Genomic DNA, 21,723 nt, shown 5'->3' with positions numbered 1-21,723 from the left:
CGAATTGCCCGGATCATCGCCTTCGGCAAACGCGCCACCGTAAAAACCGATGCGTACCGGCCGGATCAGACACCCCACGCTCCCCTTTCATCAGGCCTCAACGGCATCTAAAGAAACGCACACGTCTGTCAGGGACATGACGTTCCACAAACCCGCGAAGACGGAGGCACCGGAACCATGCGCCATCTCTCCGCCCGCACCGCCTGTCGAAGAGTCGCCGGAACGCTGGCCGCCGCGCTGCTCTGTGCGGCCGGTCTCGCCGTACCAACGGCATCCCCCGTAGCCGCGGACGATGCCGCGCCTTTGCTCGGCAACCGGCTCGCGGTCACCGCGCCGATGGGTTTCAACAACTGGAACACGACCAACTGCAGCGCCGAATTCAATGAGGCGATGATCAAGGGGATCGCCGACATATTCGTCGACAGGGGGCTGAAGGCCGCCGGCTACGAGTACGGCAACCTGGACGACTGCTGGGCGCTGCCGGAGCGGGACGCCGACGGCAAGCTCGTCCCCGACCCGGCCCGCTTCCCGAACGGCGTCAAGGCCGTCGCCGACTACGTCCACGCCAAGGGGCTCAAGCTCGGCATCTACACCAGCGCAGGCACCAAGACCTGCAACAGTGCGGGCTTCCCCGGCGCACTCGGCCACGAGTACAGCGACGCCCAGCCATTCGCCGACCGGGGCGTGGACTACCTCAAGTACGACAACTGCGATAACCAGGGCATGGACGCCAAACAGCGCTACACGACGAGGCGCGACGCCCTCGAAGCCGCCTCCCGGACAACAGGGCGGCCCATCGTCTACAGCATCTGCGAATGGGGCGCGAACAAGCCCTGGGAGTGGGCCGCCGACGTCGGCAACAGCTGGCGCACGACCGGCGACATCAGCGCGCCGGTCCCGGCCACTGGAACGACCCCGACATGCTCGAGGTCGGCGATGGCGGCATGACCGACACCGAGTACTGCAGTCACTTCAGCATGTGGTCGGTCATGGCCGCCCCGCTGCTCATCGGCTCCGACCTGCGCAGCGCCACCCCCGGCGACGTACGACATCCTGGGCAACCGAGAGGTCATCGCGGTCGACCAGGACCCGCTCGGCAAGCAGGGCACCGTGCTCTCCTCGGACGGCGGGCGCCGGGTGGTCACCAAGGAGATGGCGGACGGCAGCCGCACCGTCGCGCTCTTCAACGAGACCTCGCAACCGCAGCGCATCGGCACCACGGCAGCGGCTGTCGGGCTCCCGGATGAGCCCGCCTACCGGCTGCGCGACCTGTGGCAGCACAAGGACTACAACACCGCGGGCGCCATCTCGGCGACCGTCCCGGCGCACGGCACCTTGCTGTACCGGACGTCGGTGAGCAGGCGCTGGGCGTCGTACTCGCCGGCCGTCGAACTCGGCACCGGCGGCACCCCCTTCATCAAGGCCGGCACCCCGGCCACACTGACCACCGTCGTCACCGACCTCGGCCGCACCCCTGCCAGGTCGGTCAGGGCCACGCTCACCGCCCCCGACGGCTGGTAGGCGCGGGCGACCTCGCCCACCACCGCCCACACACCGCACACCGGCAGAAAGCTCACCACTTCCTGGTCCTTCACCGCACCACCCGGCGCCGCGAGCGGCACCTACCCCATCGCCTTCACCGCCGCCTACCGCTCCCCCACCGGCATCCGGGCAACATCCGGACTCACCGCAATCGCCTATGTCGTCGTACCGCCACCGAGCGGCACCTCCTACGTCAGCGACCTGACCTGGCTCAGCGCAACGAACCGATGGGGGCCGGTCGAAAAGGACACCAGCGTCGGCGAGAGCGCCGCCGGCGACGGCCACCCGATCACCATCGGCGGCGCCGTCTACGCGAAGGGGCTCGGCGGGCACGCTCTCAGCACGGTCGAGTACTACCTCGGCGCCCATTGCACCTCCCTCACCGCGCAGGTCGGCATGGATGACGAGAAGGGCTCAGCCGGCACCGTCGCCTTCGAGGTGTGGGCCGACGGTCAACGGGTCGCGGCGACCGGCGTGCTCACCAACGCCGATCCCGCGCAGACCCTGTCGGCCGAGGTGACCGGCGCAGATACCGTCCAGCTCGTCGTGACCGACGGCGGCGACGGCGTGGACAGCGACCACGCCGACTGGGCCGACGCGCGCCTCAGCTGCGCCGCGGCCTGAGCCCGTCCAGGATGACGCCCAGGGCGCGGGCCCGCACATCCAGGTCCGCGCCCGCCTGTTCCACCGCTCGCGAGGCGCCCACAAGCAGCGCCAGCACCTCGGGAGCGCCGATGTCGTCCCGTACGGCGGCGGCCCGTTGCGCGCGGGTGAGCAACCCCTCCAGCGCCCTCCGCAGGTCCACGCCCACCTGCCCACGGGTGTGACTCACATCGATTCCGGCGGCCGCCAGCGCGGCCGCGAAGGAGTTCTTCGTCGCGGACTGCTCGACCACGCGGGCGAAGTACGCCAAGAACGCCCTGCCGGGATCGTCGGCGGCTGCCAGTGCTTCCGCCTCGTCCGCCAGCCGCCGCAAATGGCTGGTGAAGACGGCCTCCAGAAGCGCCTCCTTCGTCGGAAAGTGCCGGAACACGGTGCCGATCCCGACGCCCGCCACCCGGGCGATCTCCTCCGTCGAGACAGAAGTGCCGCGCTCGGCGAAGACAGCCCCGGCGACCTCGAGAATCCGCGCCCGGTTGCGCCGGGCGTCGGCGCGCAGCGGCCTGTCCCCGTCAGGTGCCGCCTCGCTGCGAGACATCTTGCCCGGAGTCATCGCACTCCGTTTTCAGACCCGCTCGCAAGCTCGTTGACAAACGGAGTGATCAGTCCGATTCTCAGTACCGGAGTCATAACTCCGGATCTTATCCGGCCGCCCAAGGAGTCCGCCATGTCCGGATCAGCGAGCCCGCACACCGTCCTGACCCGCCTGCTCGACGGCATCACCAACGGGAAGTGGCACGACCTCGCCGAGCTGTACGCCGAGGACACCGTGATCGAGATGCCCTTCGCCAAACCGGTGCCCGGGCGCCTCGAAGGCCGCGAGGCAGTCCGGCGGCACTTCGCCGGTGCCGCCGGACTGCCCATCGAGTTCCGGGTCCGCGATCTCCTGGTCCACGAGACCGGCGACCCAGAGGTGATCATCGCCGAGTTCAGCTACGCAGGCCGCGTCATATCGACGGGCCGTGCCTTCGTCGCCGCGAACGCGCAGGTCATACGGGTGCGCGACGGCCTCATCATCTCGTCCCGGGACTACCACGACTACGCCATCTCCGGTGCCCTCAGCGCAGACTGAAGCCCGTCAGGTCGAGCACCTGGGCGGCTGTCGCGGCAGCGCCGGCCAAGCCGGCGTCCGTACCCATCACGGCCGGCACGACCCGTAGCCCGCTGACGAAGGAGAGGGTCGCGTAATTGGCGAGATGGCGCCGCAGAGGGGCGAAGAGGATGTCGCCCGCCTGCGCCACGCCGCCGCCGATGACGACGATGTGGATCTCCACCAGCGTGGCGGTGGCGGCGATGCCGGCGGCGAGCGCCTGGGCAGCGCGGTCGAAGGAGGCGAGGGCGACCGGGTCACCGGCGCGCGCGGACGCGGCGACGGCCGCGGCGGTGGGCTCGGCGCCGTCCAACGGGCGCCAGCCGTTGTCCACGGCGCGCCGGAGGATATTGGGGCCGCTGGCGATGCGCTCGACGCAGCCGCGGGCGCCGCAGGGGCACGGATCGCCGTCGAAGTCGACGCTGATGTGCCCGATGTGACCGGCGTTGCCGGTGGGACCGGGATACAGTGCACCGCCGAGGACCAGGCCACCGCCGACGCCGGTGGAGACGACCATGCAGAGGGCGTTGTCGTAACCGCGGGCGGCTCCCTGCCAGTGCTCGGCGGCGGCGATGGCGATGCCGTCGCCGACCAGGGCCACGGGCAGCCCGCCGACGGCCGCCGCGACATGCCGGACGAGCGGGAAGTCCCGCCAGCCGGGCACATTGACCGGGCTTACGGTGCCGACCGAGGCATCCACCGGCCCGGCGCTGCCGATGCCGACGGCCGCCGCCCGGGACCACCGCGCGTCGGACTTCAGCTCACCGATGACCTGCTCGACCGCGGCCATCACGGTCGCCGCGTCCCCGCCGGGCGGCGTCGGCCGCTTGGCCCGTACGAGAAAACCGCCGCTGGAGTCCACCAGCGCACCGGCGATCTTCGTGCCGCCGATGTCCAGGGCGGCCACGAGCGGGCTGCCCGGATCCTTCGGGCGGTCCGTCGCCGCCGGGGCGGCGGTGCCTTCGATGCGCATGAGTCGAGAATCTCCCTCGTAGCAGGCGGATACGGGTAGTGTTCCCCTTTGTTGACAACGTTGTCCACCCCCTAGGATCCGACTGTGGCCGACCTCTCCCCCATCACCCCCCTCGCGGGCCCGCACACCGTCCGCCCCACGATGAAGGATGTCGCTGCCCGGGCCGGTGTCGGGCTGAAGACTGTCTCCCGCGTGGTCAACGAGGAAGCGGGGGTGACCGAGACCACTATCGCCCGCGTTCAGGCGGCGATCGACGCCCTCGGCTTCCGGCGCAACGACAGCGCGCGACTGCTCCGCAAGGGACGGACCGCGAGCATCGGCCTCGTCCTGGAGGACCTCGCGGATCCCTTCTACGCGCCACTGAGCCGGGCCGTCGAGGAAGTCGCCCGCGCGCACGCCAACCTGCTGTTCACCGGGTCCAGCGCCGAGGACTCGGCGCGCGAGCAGGAGCTGGTGCTCGCGTTCTGCGCACGGCGCGTCGACGGGCTGATCGTCGTCCCCGCCAGCGACGACCACCGTTATCTGGAGCCGGAGATGGCCGCCGGCGTCGCCACAGTCTTCGTCGACCGCCCGGCCGGGCAGATCACCGCCGACGAGGTCCTCACCGACAACGCGGGAGGCGTCCGCGAAGGCGTCGCGCACCTCGTCGCCCACGGCCACCGCCGCATCGGCTTCCTCGGCGACCGGCCCCACATCCACACCGCCACTGAACGACTGCGCGGATACCGCGAGGCCATGGCGGCAGCCGCACTCCCCGTGCACGACTCCTGGGTCTCCATGGGGCCGACAGCGCCCGACCGCGTACGGTCCGAGCTCGAACGCATGCTGGCCGGCCCGGAGCCGGTCACCGCGCTCTTCGTCGGCAACAACCGGATCACCGTAACCGCCGTTCGTGTGCTGGCCCGGTACGGCCGACCGGTCGCACTCGTCGGCTTCGACGACTTCGAGCTGGCCGACCTCCTGCGCCCCGGCATCAGCGTCATCGCCCAGGACCCCGCTCTGCTCGGCCGTACGGCGGCCCGTCTGCTCTTCCGCCGCCTCGACGGTGCGGCCGGGCCGCCGCACCGGGTGGAGCTCTCCGGACACCTGATCGCCCGCGGCTCGGGGGAGATTCCGCCGACGCACTAGGTCCTGTCCGGGCGGTCTCCGTGGGAGAAGGAGCGGGGTCTGGTACCCCAAGGAGGTTGGCGACGGACGGCACGTCCTGATGCGCACGGCTCCCTCACTCACCGGACGGGCTCTCGTCCAGCCCGAGCACGCGCACGCCGTAAGGGGCCGGCTCGACGCCGTCCACGGGCTCGCCGGTCGCGAGGTCGGCCAACTGGCCGCCGAGGGTGACCGGTTTGACGGTGAGGGGCGCCTCCGACTGGCTGATGATGACGACGAAGCGGCGGCCGTCGTCATGGAGGAGGGTGCCGGCGGCGACCCGGCGGTCGTCCACGCGCACCGCCCGCCGCACTCCGGCGGCTTCGGCGAGGGCGGCGTAGAGGCGGGGGGTGTTCCCGGGGTTGGCGCCCGGCGTGGCGGCGACGAGGTTGTGTGGATAGGTCGGCAAAACGATCCACCCGGCACCGATCCGGCGGCGCAGCAGGGCGGGCCTGCCGTGCGCGTCCACGGCGATCACCTCGGCGCCATCGGGCTTCACCGGGAGATAGGACCGGCTGTGCTCGGTGCCCGCGACGGGAACCGCAGAGTGGTGCCGCGGCGCAGCGGACCGAGGTCAGCGGCGAAGGTGGGCTCGGCGTCGGAGTCGTCGATGGGATCGACGAGGCCGTAGCGGAGCTGGTGTTCGACGCCGAAGAAGCGGTTGAGGTGGGAGTGCCACGGGCCGCGCTGAGCGCCGTGGGTGCCGTGGCTGTGGGAGACGTAGACGGTCGCGCCGCCCTCGGCGAGCGCCTCCAGCCGGTACCAGGTGGGGGCCGTGAGCTGTTTGAGCGAGGGGACCAGATAGAGCAGGGCGTCCTCGGTGAGGCCGTCGCGCTCGCGGGTGAGGCCTACGGGGAGGTCGGCCAGCTTGACGGAGATGTAGGCCTGCCGGAGGACTTCGAAGGGGCCGGAGCGATCGCCGTCCTCGGTGAAGGGGAAGGGGCCTTCGAGGTACGCGGGTACGACGAGGACAGCCTGGGCGTCCTCACGGGCGCAGTGGGCGACATCGATGTCGGTGAGAGTGGAGCCGGAGGCGGCGAGTTCGCGCAGGTGGGGTTTGGGGGCGCCGTCGGCTGTCGTGAGGCCGAAGTTGCAACCCGGACAGCGGCTATGCCGCCCTGCGCCTGAAGCCCGTCAGGTAGGGGTGCCTGCGGATGCGCTACCTAAGAGCTATCCCGTAACGGTGTTGTTGTTCGGGGTAGTGCGGGGTGCGGTCGTGTCGTTCCGGTGTGGGCCTTGGGCCGCTTGGTTGCGGGTCGGGTCTCATCCGGGGTTGCCACGGTGCGGGTTCCCGCGTTTCGCCGGGCAGAGGTCCGTTGTCCGGGGATGGAGGTCTCCGGGTGGCGGGCTGCCGCGTGGGTCCGGCCCCCGTGGGGGTGCGGACTTCGGTGCGGTTGACTCGGACAGGGCCAGCTCCCGGTTTTCGGGCGTCCGGCCCGCCGTCCGGCGGCGTCGGGGTGCAGATGCCGGGCCACCCCGGCCCACACCTCATCGGCCTGGTGCATCGCCAGCGCCTTGGAGAGGTGGTCGCCCAGCCAGCGTGAGCGCTCCACATGCGCGTACGCGCGGTGCTCCAGCCCGGTCCGGGACAGGCCCACCGCCCGGCGCCTGCATCGCGCTCCTCGGCAGCGGTCTGTCCCTCGGCACTTCGCCGCCGAGATCCTGGTGATGAACAGGGCTCGATCGTCGAGCGGGGCCGCCCGGACGATGTGATCCTGCGGCCCCGGCACCGTACACCCAGGCACTCGCGGATGCCGCACCCGATCCGCTGCGCCCCCGGTCCCGTTGACACCGGACCCGCGAATCGATTCGATTACGCCTGAGCAAAGATCTGGCCGAGGGCCCGAGCAAGGACCTGACCAGGGAAATAACCAACGAGGAGGCACCGCACCGCCATGCCGCTGACCGACATGCCGCTGGACGAACTGCGCAGCTACCGGCCCATGATCACGGAGCCGGAGGACTTCGACGCCTTCTGGTCCAAGACCCTGGCCACTGCACGGGACGCCGCCACCGGACCGGCCGAGTACCACCGGATAGAGGAGTCGCCGCTCAGCACCGTGGACGTGTACGACGTACGCTTCCCCGGCTGGGGCGGCCAGCCCGTCGCCGCCTGGCTGCTGCTCCCGCGCGGCGCGGCCGCCCCGCTCCCCGCGGTGATCACCTACATCGGCTACAGCGGCGGCCGGGGGCTCTTCCACGAGAGCCTGCTGTGGAGCGCCGCCGGCTACGCCCATCTGGTCGTCGACAGCCGCGGCCAGGGCCATGACACCCCGGACCCCGACCCGGTACCGGGCACGCAGTACGTCGGCGGCTATATGACGCGCGGTATCGAGGACCCCCAGCACTACTACTACCGCCGGCTGATGACCGACTGCGTACGGGCCGTGGAAGTGCTGCGCGCGCACCCTTCCGTCGACCCGGAGCGTGTGGTGGTCTCCGGCGGCAGCCAGGGCGGCGGCCTGGCCCTCGCCGTGGCGGGCCTGGCCGGTGACGCGGTAGCGGCCGCGCTGGTCGACGTGCCCTTCCTGTGCCACTACCGGCGCGGCGCCGACACCGCGTCCCAGGGGCCATACCCGGAGCTGGCGCAATATCTGAGCGTGCACAAGCGCGTCGACCCGGAGCTGGTCTTCGGCACCCTCAACTACTTCGACGGAGTGCACTTCGCACCCCGCGCCACCGCCCCCGCGCTCTTCAGCGTCGGCCTGATGGACCCGGTCTGCCCGCCCTCCACCGTCTACGCGGCGTACAACCGCTATGCGGGCGAGAAGGACATCCGCGTCTGGCAGTTTGGCGACCATGGCGGCGGGCGAGGCTCCCAGCCGTACGAGCAGCTGCTGTGGCTGCGCGAGCGCGGGCTGGCGCCCGCGTAGGCGGAAGAAATAGTGTTGCCCGAGTTGAGGGTGCCGACCTTGTTTCCGGCCGCGTCACAGGAATCCGCGGTGCGCCATACGTTGCGGTTGTACTTGCCGCCGCCGATGGAGTGGCAGGCCGCTGCCGGGGTCGTGGCGGCCATCGGCGCACTGGCGGTTGCCGGGCTGGTCTGGTGAGGCTGGTCGCGGTGCCGTCGCCGGGATCCTCCATGGTGGCTGTGCCGAAATCGGTGAGGACGACCTGACGGCCGCGGCCTCGCGGGGGCCGAGGAGGCCGCGGGTGTACCGCGATCACTGCGGGTGCCGGGCCCGGGCGGCGGCCCGCGCCTCGCGTCGCACGCATATCCGCATGGTGTCGAGTTCGGGACACCACGCACATACCGCCGCGCCCGAGCTGCTCGGTCCCCCGGTACCGGCCGGCCAACAGCCGTCCGACTCGGTGCAGTTCGTCCCCGGCACGATATGCGGCCGGCGCCGCGCGGGGGGCTCTGCCCCGGGCCCCGGTAGCCATGTGCGGGCCGGTGGTCCGCGTTGTGCCCACCCTCCTCCAACCTTCGGCCGGGAGGTGCCCCCATCTCGCTTCGCTCGGCCCCGCGGCACGCCTGCCCACAACGTCAGCACAATCCAGGCCGGAGGCGGCCTATGCGGACGGGCGGCCTGCCAGGGCGTTGAGGTGCGCGCGTGGGAGACCCGTGAGGCGGGTCACCTCGTCGGCGTCGAGGGCGCCGCAGTCCAGGCCGCGCAGGAGGTAGCCGCTGAGCGCCTTGGCGGTCGCGGGCTCATCCATGACAGCGCTGACGCCGCCGGCCCGGGCGCCGTAGGCGGCGAGGCGGGCGGAGGCGGCGTCGAGGCCTTCGCGGAAGAAGGCGTAGACGGCGGCGTAGCGGGTGGGAAGGTGGCCGGGGTGCATGTCCCAGCCCTGGTAGTAGGCGCGGGCGAGAGAACGGCGTACCAGGCCGTAGTGGAGCCGCCAGGCGGCGTGGACCTGGGAAGCCGGTCCGACCGGGAGGACGTTGGTGGAGCCGTCCGAGAGCCGGACGCCGGTGCCGGCGGCGGCGACCTGCATGACGGCCTTGGCGTGGTCGGCGACGGGATGGTCCATGGACTGGTAGGCGGCGCTGACCCCGCAGGAGGCGCTGTAGTCGAAGGTGCCGTAGTGGAGCCCGGTGGCGCGGCCCCCTGCCGCGTCGATGAGGCGGGCGACGGTGGCGGTGCCGTCGGGGCCGAGGATGGCCTGGGTGGTCTCGATCTGGATCTCGAAGCCGATCCGCCGGTGGCCGAGACCGCGGGCCCTCTCGAACTCCTCGCAGAGCCTGACCATGGCCTTCACCTGCTGGGGGAAGGTGACCTTGGGGAGGGTGAGGACGAGTCCGTCCGGCAGGCCGCCCGCTTCCATGAGGCCGGTGAGGAAGATGTCGAGGGTGCGGATACCCCGGTCCCGGACGGCGGCCTCCATGCACTTCATGCGGATGCCGACGTACGGGGGCGCGGTGCCCCCGGCGGTGGCCGCGGCGACGATCCGGGCGGCGGCGAGGGCCGCGGCGTCCTCCTCGGCGTCGGGACGGGGACCGTAGCCGTCCTCGAAGTCGATCCGCAGGTCCTCGACGGGCTCGGCGGTCAGCTTGGCGCGTACGCGGTCGTGGACCGAGCCGGCCAGCTCCTCGGGCAGGCCGAGGACATCGGCGAGGGCCCCGGCGTCGCGGGCGTGCTCGTCGAGGGCGGCGAGGGCGCGGGCGCCCCAGGTGCGTACGGTGTCGGCGGCGAAGGCGTCGGCCGGGACGTACACGGTGTGGACGGGCTGGCGGGTGCCCGGCTCGCCGGGGTAACGGCCGGCGAGTTCGGCATCGGTCCCTGCCAGCGAGGCGCCGATGTCCTTGCGCACGGCGTCCGGCAGCGACGTTCCGACCATGGGCCCCGGCCTCCCGATTTCAACAAACGGTTGAAGTTGAAGCTATCACCCCACGAGGACGAACGGAATGATGAAAATCGTGAGCGCCAGCAGGATCCGGTCACCGGCCCGCGCCAGCCCGCGGTAGCGGGGCCAGGGGATACGGCGGACCGCGGGCTCGGCGCCCAGGCCGAAGGCGCGGGCGGCAGCCGGGCGCAGCGGTTCGGCGGTGATGTCGGTGGCGGTGACGGCGAGCAGCAGGGCGGCGCGGGCGGTCGGGGTGAGGGAGCGCGGCCCGGCCGGGGGGAGGCCAGCGGAGGGGGCGCCCGCGGCGGGGCGGGCGGCGTAGCGTTCGAGGTAGAGGTGCCAGCGCCGTTCCCACTCGTCGGTGACGGACGCGGTGGCAGCCCCGTCGCGCTGCTCGCGGGCGCGGTCGGTGGCGGCCTGGGCGGCTAGGTCGTCCCGGAGGATGGCGGAGATCTTCGCCGGATCCGCGGCGGCCAGTTGGCCTATGGTCATTGCGTCCACCCGGGACGGCCAGGCCCGGACACGGCCGAATTCCAGCGCGATGTCCGACGGCCCGTCGGCGACCTGCCCGGTGAACTCGCGCTCCAGCCGCTGCGCCGAGGCGAACCCCCCGTCGGCGAACGTACGCAGGTCGTCGGCGGTGAGCAGCGCCTCCTCCGGGACCCGGCCGCCGCGTCCGGGGAGCACGGGCGGCTCGGCGCCCAGCGCCGCGGCTGCCCGTGCGAGCACGGCGCGCTGGCGCTCACGGTCGTCGTCCCCGTCCTCGTCGGCCACGGTGTAGAAGGCCGCGGCCTCCAGCACGAACGCGGCACCGGCGTCGTGCAGTACCACGCAGATCTCGGCCGGCGGTTCGTCGTCAGCTTCGTCATCGGGTGCGGGGTCGGTGTGGCCGATCGGCTGCAGCTGGTCACTGACGGCCTCGGCAGCGGTCAGCAACCGCCGCGCGGCCTGGACCGCCGCGGCCGACCGCTCCAGGCCGAGCACCGTCCCACCCACTGCCCGCACTTGGGTGACGACGGCCGGGCCGTCGTCTTCGACAGGGCGTATGAGGCGCACCGCCGATTTCCCGGTCCAGACCCACGCGGCGTTCTCGTCCGGGTGTGCGCCGCGTCGCCGCAACGGCCAGGCCGCGAGGGCGATCACCGTGACGAACACGCTCGCCGCCACCGCCCAGACCCAGGAGACGTGGCCGAACGGGACCCGGCTCCAGATCAGCGGAACGCCGATCCACAGGCGCGGCCAGGTATTCGGGCGACCGTCGACGGGCGCTGACCACACCTCGGCCCCACGCGGCAGCCAGCTGTAAGCGGGCAGTGAAACGCGTTTTTTCGTACGCTCGTTCGTCACGCGCGCATCCTCACATGGGCTGCCGCGCACAGCAAAAGGCCCCCTCGGACGAGGGGGCCTCCATACAGGGGACGAATCAGCCCTTGCGGGCCTTGATCTCTTCGGTGAGCTGGGGGACGACCTGGAAGAGGTCGCCGACGACGCCGTAGTCGACGAGGTCGAAGATGGGGGCCTCGGCGTCCTTGTTGACGGCGACGATGGTCTTGGAGGTCTGCATGCCGGCGCGGTGCTGGATGGCGCCGGAGATGCCGTTGGCGATGTAGAGCTGCGGGGAGACCTGCTTGCCGGTCTGGCCGACCTGGTTGGTGTGCGGGTACCAGCCCGCGTCCACCGCTGCCCGGGAGGCGCCGACGGCAGCGCCGAGGGAGTCGGCGAGCGCCTCGATGACGGAGAAGTTCTCGGCGCCGTTGACGCCACGGCCGCCGGAGACCACGATCGCGGCCTCGGTCAGCTCCGGGCGGCCGGTGGACTCGCGCGGGGTACGGGAGACGACCTTGGTACCAGTGGCCAGCGGGCCGAACTCGACGGCCAGCTCCTCGACAGCGCCGGCGGCCGGAGCGACCTCGACGGGGGCCGAGTTGGGCTTGACGGTGATGACCGCGGCACCCTTGGTGACCCGGGACTTGGTGGTGAACGCGGCGGCGAACACCGACTGCGTGGCCACCGGGCCCTCCTCCCCGGCCTCGACGTCCACCGCGTCGGTGATGATGCCTGAGCCGAGCCGCAGCGCCAGACGGGCGGCGATCTCCTTGCCCTCACCGGAGGAGGGGATGAGAACAGCGGTCGGGGACACCAGCTTCGCGGCGGCCTCCAGAGCGTCCACCTTCGGCACGACCAGGTAGTCGGCGAACTCCGGCGCGTCGGCGGCCAGCACGCGGGTCGCGCCGTGCTCGGCCAGCACCGGCGCGGCGGCGTCGGCGCCCGGGCCGAGGTGCACGGCGACGGGCTCGCCGATGCGGCGCGCCAGGGTCAGCAGTTCGAGGGTCGGCTTGCGGACGGCACCGTCCACGTGGTCGACATAGACAAGGACTTCACCCATGGGAATCGAATCTCCTGCGAAATCGTGAGGGGGCGGCGGCTCAGATGAACTTCTGCGAAGCCAGGAACTCCGCGAGCTGCTTGCCGCCCTCGCCCTCGTCCTTGACGATCGTGCCGGCGGTGCGCGCCGGGCGCTCGATGGCACTGTCCACCGCGCTCCAGGAGCCTGCGAGGCCGACCTCGGACTCATCGATGCCCAGGTCCGAGAGGTCCAGGGACTCCACCGGCTTCTTCTTGGCCGCCATGATGCCCTTGAACGAGGGGTAGCGAGCCTCCCCCGACTGGTCGGTCACCGACACCAGCGCCGGCAGCGACGCCTGCAGCTGCTCGCTGGCGGTGTCGCCGTCCCGGCGGCCGGTCACCACGCCGTCCTCGACCTTCACCTCGGACAGCAAAGTCACCTGCGGGATACCCAGCCGCTCGGCCAGCAGCGCCGGCACCACCCCCGTCGTCCCGTCGGTGGAGGCCATCCCGGTCACCACCAGGTCGTACCCGGCATGCTCGACGGCCTTGGCCAGCACCAGCGACGTGCCCAGGACATCGCTGCCGTGCAGGGCGTCGTCCTCGACGTGGATGGCCTTGTGCGCACCCATGGACAGCGCTTTGCGGAGCGCGTCCTTGGCATCCTCGGGGCCGACGGTCAGCACGGTGATCTCGGCGTCGTCCGCGGCGTCGGCGATCTGCAGCGCCTGCTCGACCGCGTACTCGTCGAGCTCCGACAGCAGACCGTCCACCGCGTCCCGGTCAGTGGTCAGGTCCTCGGCGAAGTGACGGTCACCGGTGGCATCCGGCACGTACTTCACTGCGACTACGATCCTCAAGCTCACGCCTGCTCTCCTACTGCATCGGTTCTTCGTCGAACGCCCTTGAAGGCAGCATAGGCGCCTAGGACGGCGGCTCCCGAACGGGACGCTGTGGCGCTCCGACAGAAATATTACTCGTCAGTACAACCAGCTCCTTCCCAGGACACAAGGCCAGTGAACTGTGACCTTCCCGACGCCCGGTCAACGGGACACCGTCAATGCCGCAGCGCGTTGAATGCACCCTCGTGGTACAGCAGCGGACGGCCGGGCCCCAGCGGGTCCCCCGCGATGGCCTGGGCCACGACTATCCGGTGGTCGCCGGCGGGTATCCGGGCCACCACACGTCCCACCAGCCACGCGGAGACGTCATCGAGAAGCGGCACCCCGTGCGGGCCGCGACGCCAGCCGGTGGACCGCCCGAAGCGGTCGGCTCCACTGCGGGCGAAGGTCGCGGCGAGTTCCTCCTGGTGCTCACCGAGCAGGTGTACGCCGACGAAGGGCGCGTCGGCGAGGGTGGGCCAGCTGGAGGAGCCGGTGCTGATGCCGAAGGAGAGCAGTGGAGGATCGGCGGCCACCGAGCTGAGTGAGGTGGCGGTGAAGCCCACCGGCTGGGCACCGGCCGCGGTGATCACGGCCACACCGGCCGCGTGGCGACGGAAAACCGATCGGAAGACGACGGAGTCAAAAGTCATTGCGGTGCCGAGGTCGGTCGAGGCAGTCATGGAGTTGTCCTTCTGGAGCGGGGGTGCCTGAGGCGGGCAGTGGTCTGGGGGCGCTCAGCAGCTCGGACAGCGCGCGCTGGAGTGCCGACCGAAGTCGACGTCCGCACGGGCGACAAGAAGGAGGTCTCGCGACATAACGTCAGACTGACGATCAAATCCGCGCCCCGTCAAGGGTGGCCCGGATTGTGGGACACGGGCGGGCGCGGAGGCCAGGGCGGGAGCGGCTGTCATACGGCGGCTCCGATCGCGGCTATCACGTCCGACTTGCGCGGCTGCCCGGCGGCGCGGCGCACGACGGCCCCGTCGGCGTCGAGCACCAGCACAGTAGGGGTCTTGAGGATCGCCAGCCGGCGTACGAGGTCCAGATGCGCCTCTGCGTCGATCTCCACGTGCGTGATGCCGTCCACCATGCCGGCGATCTCCCCGAGGGTCCGCCTGGTCGCCCGGCAGGGGGCGCAGAAAGCACTGGAGAACTGCACCAGTGTCGCGCGTTCGCCGAGCGGGCCGCCGATCTCGTCTGCCGTCAGCCGCTCCGCACTGTCCTTGCTCCGCACCCTCACCCTTCCGTTCCGGCGCCGGTGGACAAGGCCGAAGACCCCCGACGCGGCGAACACCGCGAGGCACACCACCAGTCCTGTCATGTAGTCCTCCCGGCTCTGTGCAGCGTTCATATGACCGCAATGATTCCCCGGGGCCTTCGGGCCGACCCGTCCAGGATCATGGCCTTATGAACATTGATGCCCGGGGTCCGCGGTTCGGCGCGACCCTTACCACCATCGTCCTCGCCGCCGTCCTGGTTACCGGCAGCGGCTGGCTGCTGGCGGTCCAGACGGCGTTCTTCGCGGCCGGCGCCGCCGCGGGCGTGCAGAACTCACCGTACGGCTGGCTCTACCGCACTCTCGTACGCCCCCGGCTCGGGCCGCCGGCCGAGACCGAGGACGCGGCGCCGCCGCGCTTCGCGCAGGCCGTGGGCCTGGTCTTCGCGGTTGTGGGCCTGGTCGGTTACTCCGCCGGGCCGCAGTGGCTGGGCCTGGCGGCGACCGCGGCCGCGCTCGCCGCCGCCTTCCTGAACGCGGCGTTCGCATACTGCCTCGGCTGCGAGATGTACCTGCTGCTGCGTCGCGCCACGGCGAGAAGTGATGAGAATCTCGTTCAATGACGGGCACGTGAGGTGACACGGCACCCGTTTACGGGGCACCATCACCCAGCGACCCGAAACCTACGGACGCGTAACTTACGCCGGGAATCGCCCCGGAAAGAGCAGGGACCCCGACATGGCCGAACTCGTGTACCCGCCCGTCATCGGCTTCGCCCGCGTCATGTTCAAGGCGCAGGGCCTGCGCTTCGACATCGGCGGCACCGAGCACGTCCCGCGCGAAGGTGGCGCCCTGCTGGTCAGCAATCACATCGGCTACCTCGACTTCATCTTCTCCGGGATGACAGTGCTCCCGGCCAAGCGGCTGGTGCGCTTCATGGCGAAGGAGTCGGTTTTCCGTCATAAGGTGTCGGGTCCGCTGATGCGGGCGATGAAGCACATCCCGGTGGACCGGTCGGAGGGCATGCACGCCTACGCGCACGCCCTCACCGCACTGCGCTCGGGCGAGATCATCGGGGTGTTCCCCGAGGCGACCATCTCGCAGTCCTTCACTCTGAAGTCCTTCAAGTCGGGTGCGGCGCGGCTCGCCATGGAAGCCGGCGTACCGCTGCTGCCGGTCGCCCTGTGGGGCACCCAGCGGATGTGGACCAAGGGCCACCCGCGCCAGCTCGGCCGCAACCGCTTCCCGATCACCATCCGGGTGGGCGAGCAGATGACACCCGACGAGAACGAGAAGCCTGGCGCCCTCACCCGACGGGTGCGCCTGCGGGTGCAGGAGCTCCTGGAGGACGCCCAGCGCGCCTACACCGGCCGCCCGAACGGCCCCGAGGACCGCTGGTGGCTCCCCGCCCACCTCGGCGGCACCGCCCCCACCCCGGAGCAGGCGGCGGCCATGGACCGCGAATGACCGGGTCCGCTCCGGGCCCGTATCAGAGCGCGGTGGGCAACAGCCGCGACAAGTGCGGTCGGTCCACGGCCTCCAACAGGGCCTTCAGCACGGGCGGCGCAGGGGCCGCGTAGAGGATCGGGTAGTCGCTCTCGCCGTATTCCGGACGGGGGACCCAGGCCAGCCGCTCTTCGTTGAGCGAGAACTGGGCGTTCACACCCGCCTTGTTGCCGCGCGGATCCTGCCGGGCCCAGCGGCCGCTCTCCGGCAGCCACATCGCGATCAGGCCATGGACGACAGGATCCGAGCCGTCGTCGTCCGCCAGCCGCTGGTAGCAGAGCCCGGTGGGAATACCGTGCGCCCGCAGCAGGGCGGCGAGAGCGTGCGCCTTCGCATAGCAGATGCCGGTGCGGCCGGCCAGGACGTCGGAGGCACGCCAAGTGACCCGGAGATCACCCGAGTCATAGGAGTGCGGGATGGTGTCGCGTACGAACTCGAAGGCGGCCTCGGCATAGTCATACGGGCCGGGGGCCTGGTCGCGCAGTCGTCCCGCTGTTGCGCGCACCACTGGATGGTGATGGTCGATGACATGGTCGGCGACGAGATATGCCTCCAGGCCGGATTTCTCCTGCAACAGCTCCATGCGCGCGATACTAGATAAGGAGAACCTCCACAAGCAATGAATTTTCCAGGGACCGTATACCCATGCATCCTTGGGGGCCGACATGCTCAGGACCGGCTGGAGCCGGCGATGGCGGCGTAATCCGCTGCGCCGCCGGTGGGACGTAATGGACGCATGGCTCGGGCTGATCGTGACGCTCGGGCTGCTGCTCGCGGTACCCGCTGTCGCGGTCTCCGTGGCCCTCGCCGTGCACAGCGGCCTCAGCGGGACGGTACGCGAGCAGAACCTGCAGCGGCACCCGGTGCAGGCGGTTCTCCTTCAGGACGCCCCCGCCGCACCGCCCGCCGCCGACTCCACGCCGGGCCAGGTGCGGTACGACGTCAAGGTCCGCTGGACGGCGCCGGACGGCTCCCAGCACACCGGAGTCGCGGGCGCGACCGCCGGCCAGAAGAAGGGCAGCCGCACCACGGCCTGGCTCGACTCGGCCGGACGGCCGACCGGCCCGCCGGTCAGCGGTGCCAGGGTCCTGAGCGATTCCCTCGCGCTCGGATTCATCGCCGGATCCGGAGCCGCGCTGGCCCTCCTGGGCACCCGCTGGGCAGTCCGCCACACCCTGGACCGGCGGCGGCTGGACGCGTGGGACCGCGATTGGGCCGAGGTCGAACCCCGCTGGCGGCACCACCACATCTGAGCCTGGAGGCCGGACCCGGCGCAGCCACGCGGTGCGCGTGATCTTCCTGGGCCGGTCCCTCATCAACGTCCGCGGACAGGCCCAGGCTAGGCGATTGCCCCGTTTGCCGCACCCGGTGGTTCGGCGGCGAGCGCGGAGGCCAGGTCCTCGTGGACGACGAAGACCGCCGCCAGCCTGGTCAGCCGAAGCAGCCGCAGTACGCTCGGGCTGTCGCTCACCACAGCCAGCCGCCCGCCCCGCTCGACCACCCGCCTACGGGCCCGGACGAGCAGCGACAGGCCGCTGCAGTCGATGAATGTCACCGCTCTCAGGTCCATTACCAGATCGGGGTGGAGAGACGAGGTCAGTGCATCGAGACGCCCGGAAGTCCGGGTCGCCGCGAGGATGTCCACCTCCCCCGACAACTCCACCACGGTGGTTCCCCCCACCGAACGCTCCCGCATACTGAAGAGCTGAATTTCCTCGAACATGGCCCAGTCCCCCACTCCCGCGCCGCCGGGGCCCGAGACCGGCATACTCCCCGGACCTGGGGCCAGTCAACTATGCGGGCAGCACCATCAGGTCGCGCCCGGTCTGGTTGAGCCGCTCGCCGCCGCTCTCGGTGCACACCGCGATGTCCTCGATCCTCGCCCCGAAACGCCCCGGGAGGTAGATGCCGGGCTCGACCGAAAAAGCCATGCCGGGCTCCAGCGGGCGCGAGCTGCCCGCCACGATGTACGGGTCCTCGTGGGTCTCCAGGCCGATGCCGTGCCCGGTACGGTGGATGAAGTGCTCGCCGTAGCCGGCCCCGGTGATGATGTCCCGTCCGACCGCGTCCAGTTCCTCCGCGGTGAGCCCGGGGCGCACCGCCTGGGTCTGCGTCTGCTGGGCGCGCAGCAGCACCTCGTAGAGCTCCAGGAATGCGGCGGGAGGTTCGCCGACCGCGTAAGTACGGGTGGAGTCCGAGCAGTAGCCGTCCTCCGTGGTGCCGCCGATGTCCACGACCACCGGGTCGCCGGCCCGGATCACCCGGTCGGAGACATCGTGGTGCGGGCTGGCGCCGTTGGGGCCCGAGGCGACGATGACGAAGTCGGCGGACTCGTGCCCGGTCTCGATGATGGCGGCGGCGATGTCGCGGGCGACCTCGCGCTCGGTGCGGCCGGGCCGGAGCCACTCCCCGATCCGGCGGTGCACCCGGTCGATGGCCGCCCCTGCGCGACGCAGCGCCTCGATCTCGGCGGGGCTCTTGCGCATCCTCAGTTCCCGAAGCACCTCGGAGGCCAGGCTCTGCGCGGCCTGCGGGAGGGCCGCCCTGAAAGCGAGGACCTTCTCCGCCCACATGTGATTGTCGACGGCGATCCTGCGCGTCCCGGCCGGCAGCCGTGCCCCGACGATCGCGTACGGGTCCTCGGTCTCGTCCCACCCGGTGATGTCGACGCCGAGCCCGCCGAGCGGGGACGTCTGCGCCCCGGGCTTCTCCAGCGCGGGTACGACGAGGAACGGGTCCCCGGCGGCCGGAACGACCAGGCAGGTGAGGCGTTCGCTGAGCATGGCCCGGTACCCGGTCAGATAGCGCAGATCGGCGCCGGGCGAGAGGAGCAGCGCGTCGAGGCCCGCTTCGGCTGCGGCCTTGCGGGCGAGTTCGAGACGTTCGGCGGGGTACAGCGGAGCTGCGGAGTCGGTCACAGATCTCACCGTAATACGCCGAATGGCACTCGTCCCCGGCGAACTGCCCGGACACGGCCCCGGCCGACACGCCGGGGCCGGACGGACGGCGGCTGATTCCGGCGAACGGCCGAAACCAGGTGGTCCAGGGACGGATGGGACAGCCCGGGAAACCCCCGATCGTCACGGACCGTGAGCGATCGCAGCCGGTGCGCTGTGGCGCCCGGGGAGCTCCCGATCAACGTTCCAAGGCGGCTTGACCCAGGGGCAGTACAGGACTTACTTTCTGATTGCGCGGTTGAGAAGGCCGCTCCCAGTACGCGAAGCCCCCGGTTGTTCCCCCGTGACCGGGGGCTTCGTTCTGCCCGCGGACCACTTTTCGCCCCTCACTCCCTCCTTTCCCTCACACACCGTCACCATATGGCGTCGGCGCGTTCGTAGTACGCCACCCTTCGGCGCGCCGGGTGCCGCGGGTACGATGCGAGCACAATCAACTCCCGCCCTGCAGACAGCGGTTTGGGGCCCTGGGGCGACAGGAGGGCGACAGGCCATGGGGATCGGCTGGTGGGGGACCTGATGGACTACGGCACAGAGCGCACGGGCGCCCCCGCCGATCTTGCCTGGCTGCGTGCGGTGGACGCCTACACAGTGGGCGCTTACACCCAGGCGGAGGAGGAGTTCCGGGCGGCGGTACGGTTCGACCCGGGTATGGCGGACGGCTGGCTGGGGCTGCACGCCCTGCGCGCGGACACCTCGACCGCGATGCTCCAGATGTACCGGCACCGGGACCGCTTCGGCGAGCAGCGCCGGCTGTACCGCAGGTCCCTCAACTCCTGGTACTGGCTGGGCTGGTGGGTGCAGCCGGTGCTGGAGACCGGCCGGGACCTGCTGCTGGCCCACGCCTCGCACTGGCTGGACGGCCGGCACGTGGCCGAGCTGGACCGCGCGCTGGCCGAGTGCCCGCCGGTGGACGCCGATCCGCACGTCCGGTTCCTGCACGCCTGCCGCGCCTATCTGGTCAAGGACTGGGAGCAGCTGGTGCGGCACACCGAGCCGCTGCTCGGCGACCCACTGCTCGGCATCGAGGCCGGCCTGTTCGGCGGCATGGCCCGGGTCCGCCTGGAATTGTGCGGCCAGGCCGAGCCGCTGCTGGCCGCGGCGCTCATGCGCTGCCGCAGCGAGCAGCCGCAGCGCAAGGAGCTGCGCTACTGGCTTGCCCGGGCCTACGAAGGCACCGGCCGCACCGCCGCCGCGCTCCCCCTCTACCGGGCGGTGCACCGGGTGGACCCGGCCTTCATGGACGCCGCGGCCCGGCTCGCCGCCATCAACGAGGACGTTCTCGACGAGGGCGCAGACCTCGCCTCCGTGCTCCTTCCCGGCTTCGGACAGGCCGGTCCCGACACCCTCGACCCGCCGACCGATCCCGACCCGGCGGACTTCCGCGGCACCAGCACCGCCCTGGAAGACCCCCTGACCGGCCCCGTCCCTCTCAATGACGACGCACGCGACAAGGCCCTGCTGCCCATCACCCCGCTCCCGCCGCTGCTCCCCACCACCGCCCCCGATCCCGTACTCCTCGGCCAGGCCCTGGCCGAACTCGACCGCATGGTGGGGCTCGAACCGGTCAAACGCCAGGTCCGGGCCCTCTCCGCCCAGCTCCGTATGGCCCGCCTCCGTACCAGCCAGGGCTTGCCCGTCCAGCCCCCCAAACGGCATTTCGTCTTCTCCGGCCCCTCGGGCACCGGGAAGACAACCGTCGCCCGCATCCTCGGCCGGGTCTTCTATGCCCTCGGGCTCCTCGGCGGCGACCACCTCGTCGAGGCCCAGCGCTCCGACCTGGTCGGCGAGTTCCTCGGGCAGACGGCTGTCAAGGCCAACGAGCTCATCGACTCCGCGCTCGGCGGAGTGCTCTTCGTCGACGAGGCCTACGCGCTCTCCAACTCCGGCTACAGCAAGGGCGACGCCTACGGCGACGAGGCCCTCCAGGTGCTGCTGAAGCGCGCCGAGGACAATCGCGACCGCCTGGTGGTCATCCTGGCCGGCTACCCCGAGGGCATGGACCGGCTGCTCGCCGCCAACCCGGGACTCGGCTCCCGCTTCACCACCCGGGTCGACTTCCCCAGCTACCGGCCGCTCGAGCTCACCCGGATCGGCGAGGTCCTCGCCTCGGACAACGGTGACCACTGGGACGAGGAAGCGACCGAAGAGCTCAAGGCGATCAGCGGCCATGTCGTCGACCAGGGCTGGATCGATGAGCTCGGCAACGGGCGGTTCCTGCGCACGCTGTACGAGAAGAGCTGCGCCTATCGCGATCTGCGGCTCTCGGGGTACGCGGGGCCGCCGAGCCGGGACGACCTGGCTACGTTGCGCCTGCCGGACCTCATGCAGGCGTACGGCGAGGTGCTGTCCGGGCGCGGGCCGGGCCTCCCGCCACCGGCCGAGCCACTGGACTAGGGCGCCGGGCTTTCTCCCCTGGCCCTCCCCCAGCCTTCGGCCGGGAGGTGCCCCCAGGAGGTGCCCCCACCTTCCCGAAACCGGGGGCTAGCCCCAATGCCGCTGACTTTGGGTTGATCTTGTTTGTAGTGTGTGCCTCGGGAGGGTTGCTGAGTGCCACGAGCTGGACAGGTCAAGCCGCCGGTTGAGGAGCGGTTGTCGGATCGCATCGCGTTGGGTGT

At 71.1% G+C, this 21,723-nt stretch carries 20 protein-coding genes and 1 pseudogene; 9 read left to right on the top strand and 12 right to left on the bottom strand.

Annotated features, from left to right (window positions below; genetic code table 11):
- Window positions 1-177 precede the first annotated feature (177 nt).
- Window positions 178-2,166, top strand: a pseudogene (locus FCI23_RS25830) (NPCBM/NEW2 domain-containing protein).
- On the opposite strand, the gene FCI23_RS25825 reads toward FCI23_RS25830, so the two are convergent.
- Window positions 2,147-2,755 carry a TetR/AcrR family transcriptional regulator gene (locus tag FCI23_RS25825; protein ID WP_136726328.1) on the bottom strand — a complete coding sequence of 203 codons (609 nt, stop codon included), beginning with the start codon at window positions 2,753-2,755 and terminating at the stop codon, window positions 2,147-2,149. The pseudogene FCI23_RS25830 and the gene FCI23_RS25825 sit on opposite strands and share 20 nt — an antisense overlap.
- A 114-nt stretch (window positions 2,756-2,869) precedes the next feature.
- Between FCI23_RS25825 and FCI23_RS25820 the strand changes: the two genes are divergently transcribed.
- Window positions 2,870-3,274: a nuclear transport factor 2 family protein gene (locus FCI23_RS25820; protein ID WP_136726327.1), complete on the top strand. Its 405-nt coding sequence runs from the start codon at window positions 2,870-2,872 to the stop codon at window positions 3,272-3,274.
- Here the strand turns inward: FCI23_RS25820 and FCI23_RS25815 are convergent.
- Window positions 3,261-4,265: an ROK family protein gene (locus FCI23_RS25815; RefSeq protein WP_136726326.1), complete on the bottom strand. Its 1,005-nt coding sequence runs from the start codon at window positions 4,263-4,265 to the stop codon at window positions 3,261-3,263. The two genes, FCI23_RS25820 and FCI23_RS25815, sit on opposite strands and share 14 nt — an antisense overlap.
- Before the next feature lie 141 nt (window positions 4,266-4,406).
- On the opposite strand from FCI23_RS25815, the gene FCI23_RS25810 reads away from it, so the two are divergent.
- Complete coding sequence (locus FCI23_RS25810; RefSeq protein ID WP_136726406.1) at window positions 4,407-5,393, top strand: LacI family DNA-binding transcriptional regulator; 987 nt, start codon at window positions 4,407-4,409, stop codon at window positions 5,391-5,393.
- 94 nt (window positions 5,394-5,487) lie between these two features.
- On the opposite strand, the gene FCI23_RS25805 is transcribed toward FCI23_RS25810, so the two are convergent.
- Window positions 5,488-5,910 carry a hypothetical protein gene (locus FCI23_RS25805; RefSeq protein ID WP_136726325.1) on the bottom strand — a complete coding sequence of 141 codons (423 nt, stop codon included), beginning with the start codon at window positions 5,908-5,910 and terminating at the stop codon, window positions 5,488-5,490.
- Between the two features lie 140 nt (window positions 5,911-6,050).
- Between FCI23_RS25805 and FCI23_RS25800 the strand changes: the two genes are divergently transcribed.
- Together FCI23_RS25800 and FCI23_RS25790 are read left to right on the top strand one after the other, a co-directional pair.
- Window positions 6,051-6,539, top strand: coding sequence for a hypothetical protein (locus tag FCI23_RS25800; RefSeq protein WP_136726324.1), 489 nt, complete (start codon window positions 6,051-6,053; stop codon window positions 6,537-6,539).
- 767 nt (window positions 6,540-7,306) lie between these two features.
- Entirely contained in the window at window positions 7,307-8,284 is a 978-nt protein-coding gene (locus FCI23_RS25790; RefSeq protein ID WP_136726323.1) for an acetylxylan esterase, read from the top strand.
- A 640-nt stretch (window positions 8,285-8,924) separates the two neighbouring features.
- Here FCI23_RS25790 and FCI23_RS25785 read toward each other — a convergent pair.
- The 6 genes from FCI23_RS25785 to FCI23_RS25760 form a co-directional block, all read right to left on the bottom strand.
- The gene (locus tag FCI23_RS25785) at window positions 8,925-10,193 is read right to left on the bottom strand and encodes a DUF6986 family protein (protein WP_136726322.1); all 1,269 of its coding nucleotides are present in this window, start codon (window positions 10,191-10,193) and stop codon (window positions 8,925-8,927) included.
- Between the two features lie 45 nt (window positions 10,194-10,238).
- A complete protein-coding gene (locus FCI23_RS25780) occupies window positions 10,239-11,546 on the bottom strand; it encodes a hypothetical protein (protein ID WP_136726321.1) in 1,308 nt (435 codons plus the stop codon).
- A 76-nt stretch (window positions 11,547-11,622) separates the two neighbouring features.
- Window positions 11,623-12,585: an electron transfer flavoprotein subunit alpha/FixB family protein gene (locus FCI23_RS25775; protein ID WP_136726320.1), complete on the bottom strand. Its 963-nt coding sequence runs from the start codon at window positions 12,583-12,585 to the stop codon at window positions 11,623-11,625.
- Window positions 12,586-12,625: 40 nt separating this feature from the next.
- Window positions 12,626-13,411: an electron transfer flavoprotein subunit beta/FixA family protein gene (locus FCI23_RS25770; protein WP_136726319.1), complete on the bottom strand. Its 786-nt coding sequence runs from the start codon at window positions 13,409-13,411 to the stop codon at window positions 12,626-12,628.
- 191 nt (window positions 13,412-13,602) lie between these two features.
- Entirely contained in the window at window positions 13,603-14,109 is a 507-nt protein-coding gene (locus tag FCI23_RS25765; RefSeq protein WP_136726318.1) for a flavin reductase family protein, read from the bottom strand.
- A 227-nt stretch (window positions 14,110-14,336) separates the two neighbouring features.
- Entirely contained in the window at window positions 14,337-14,750 is a 414-nt protein-coding gene (locus tag FCI23_RS25760) for a thioredoxin family protein (protein WP_136726405.1), read from the bottom strand.
- An 86-nt stretch (window positions 14,751-14,836) separates the two neighbouring features.
- Between FCI23_RS25760 and FCI23_RS25755 the strand changes: the two genes are divergently transcribed.
- Together FCI23_RS25755 and FCI23_RS25750 are read left to right on the top strand one after the other, a co-directional pair.
- On the top strand, window positions 14,837-15,268 hold the full coding sequence (locus tag FCI23_RS25755; RefSeq protein WP_136726317.1) for a DUF4395 domain-containing protein: 432 nt from the start codon (window positions 14,837-14,839) through the stop codon (window positions 15,266-15,268).
- 115 nt (window positions 15,269-15,383) lie between these two features.
- Window positions 15,384-16,112 (top strand): lysophospholipid acyltransferase family protein, encoded by a 729-nt coding sequence (locus tag FCI23_RS25750; protein ID WP_136726316.1) that lies wholly within the window; start codon window positions 15,384-15,386, stop codon window positions 16,110-16,112.
- Between the two features lie 22 nt (window positions 16,113-16,134).
- Here the strand turns inward: FCI23_RS25750 and FCI23_RS25745 are convergent, their stop codons facing one another.
- Window positions 16,135-16,734 carry a transglutaminase-like domain-containing protein gene (locus tag FCI23_RS25745; RefSeq protein ID WP_136726315.1) on the bottom strand — a complete coding sequence of 200 codons (600 nt, stop codon included), beginning with the start codon at window positions 16,732-16,734 and terminating at the stop codon, window positions 16,135-16,137.
- 82 nt (window positions 16,735-16,816) lie between these two features.
- Here FCI23_RS25745 and FCI23_RS25740 point away from each other — a divergent pair, with 82 nt between their 5' ends.
- Window positions 16,817-17,404, top strand: coding sequence for an Rv1733c family protein (locus tag FCI23_RS25740; RefSeq protein ID WP_456318836.1), 588 nt, complete (start codon window positions 16,817-16,819; stop codon window positions 17,402-17,404).
- An 86-nt stretch (window positions 17,405-17,490) separates the two neighbouring features.
- Here the strand turns inward: FCI23_RS25740 and FCI23_RS25735 are convergent, their stop codons facing one another.
- Both FCI23_RS25735 and FCI23_RS25730 read right to left on the bottom strand, forming a co-directional pair.
- The gene (locus FCI23_RS25735; RefSeq protein WP_136726313.1) at window positions 17,491-17,874 is read right to left on the bottom strand and encodes an STAS domain-containing protein; all 384 of its coding nucleotides are present in this window, start codon (window positions 17,872-17,874) and stop codon (window positions 17,491-17,493) included.
- A 70-nt stretch (window positions 17,875-17,944) separates the two neighbouring features.
- A complete protein-coding gene (locus FCI23_RS25730) occupies window positions 17,945-19,069 on the bottom strand; it encodes a M24 family metallopeptidase (protein WP_136726312.1) in 1,125 nt (374 codons plus the stop codon).
- Between the two features lie 555 nt (window positions 19,070-19,624).
- Between FCI23_RS25730 and FCI23_RS25725 the strand changes: the two genes are divergently transcribed.
- Window positions 19,625-21,502, top strand: coding sequence for an AAA family ATPase (locus FCI23_RS25725; RefSeq protein WP_211265476.1), 1,878 nt, complete (start codon window positions 19,625-19,627; stop codon window positions 21,500-21,502).
- Window positions 21,503-21,723 lie beyond the last annotated feature (221 nt).

It is taken from the genome of Actinacidiphila oryziradicis (genome assembly GCF_005047355.1).
Taxonomy (GTDB): domain Bacteria; phylum Actinomycetota; class Actinomycetes; order Streptomycetales; family Streptomycetaceae; genus Actinacidiphila; species Actinacidiphila oryziradicis.
Note: the sequence above shows the minus strand (reverse complement) of the source record. Positions and strands in the feature narration are given on the sequence as shown.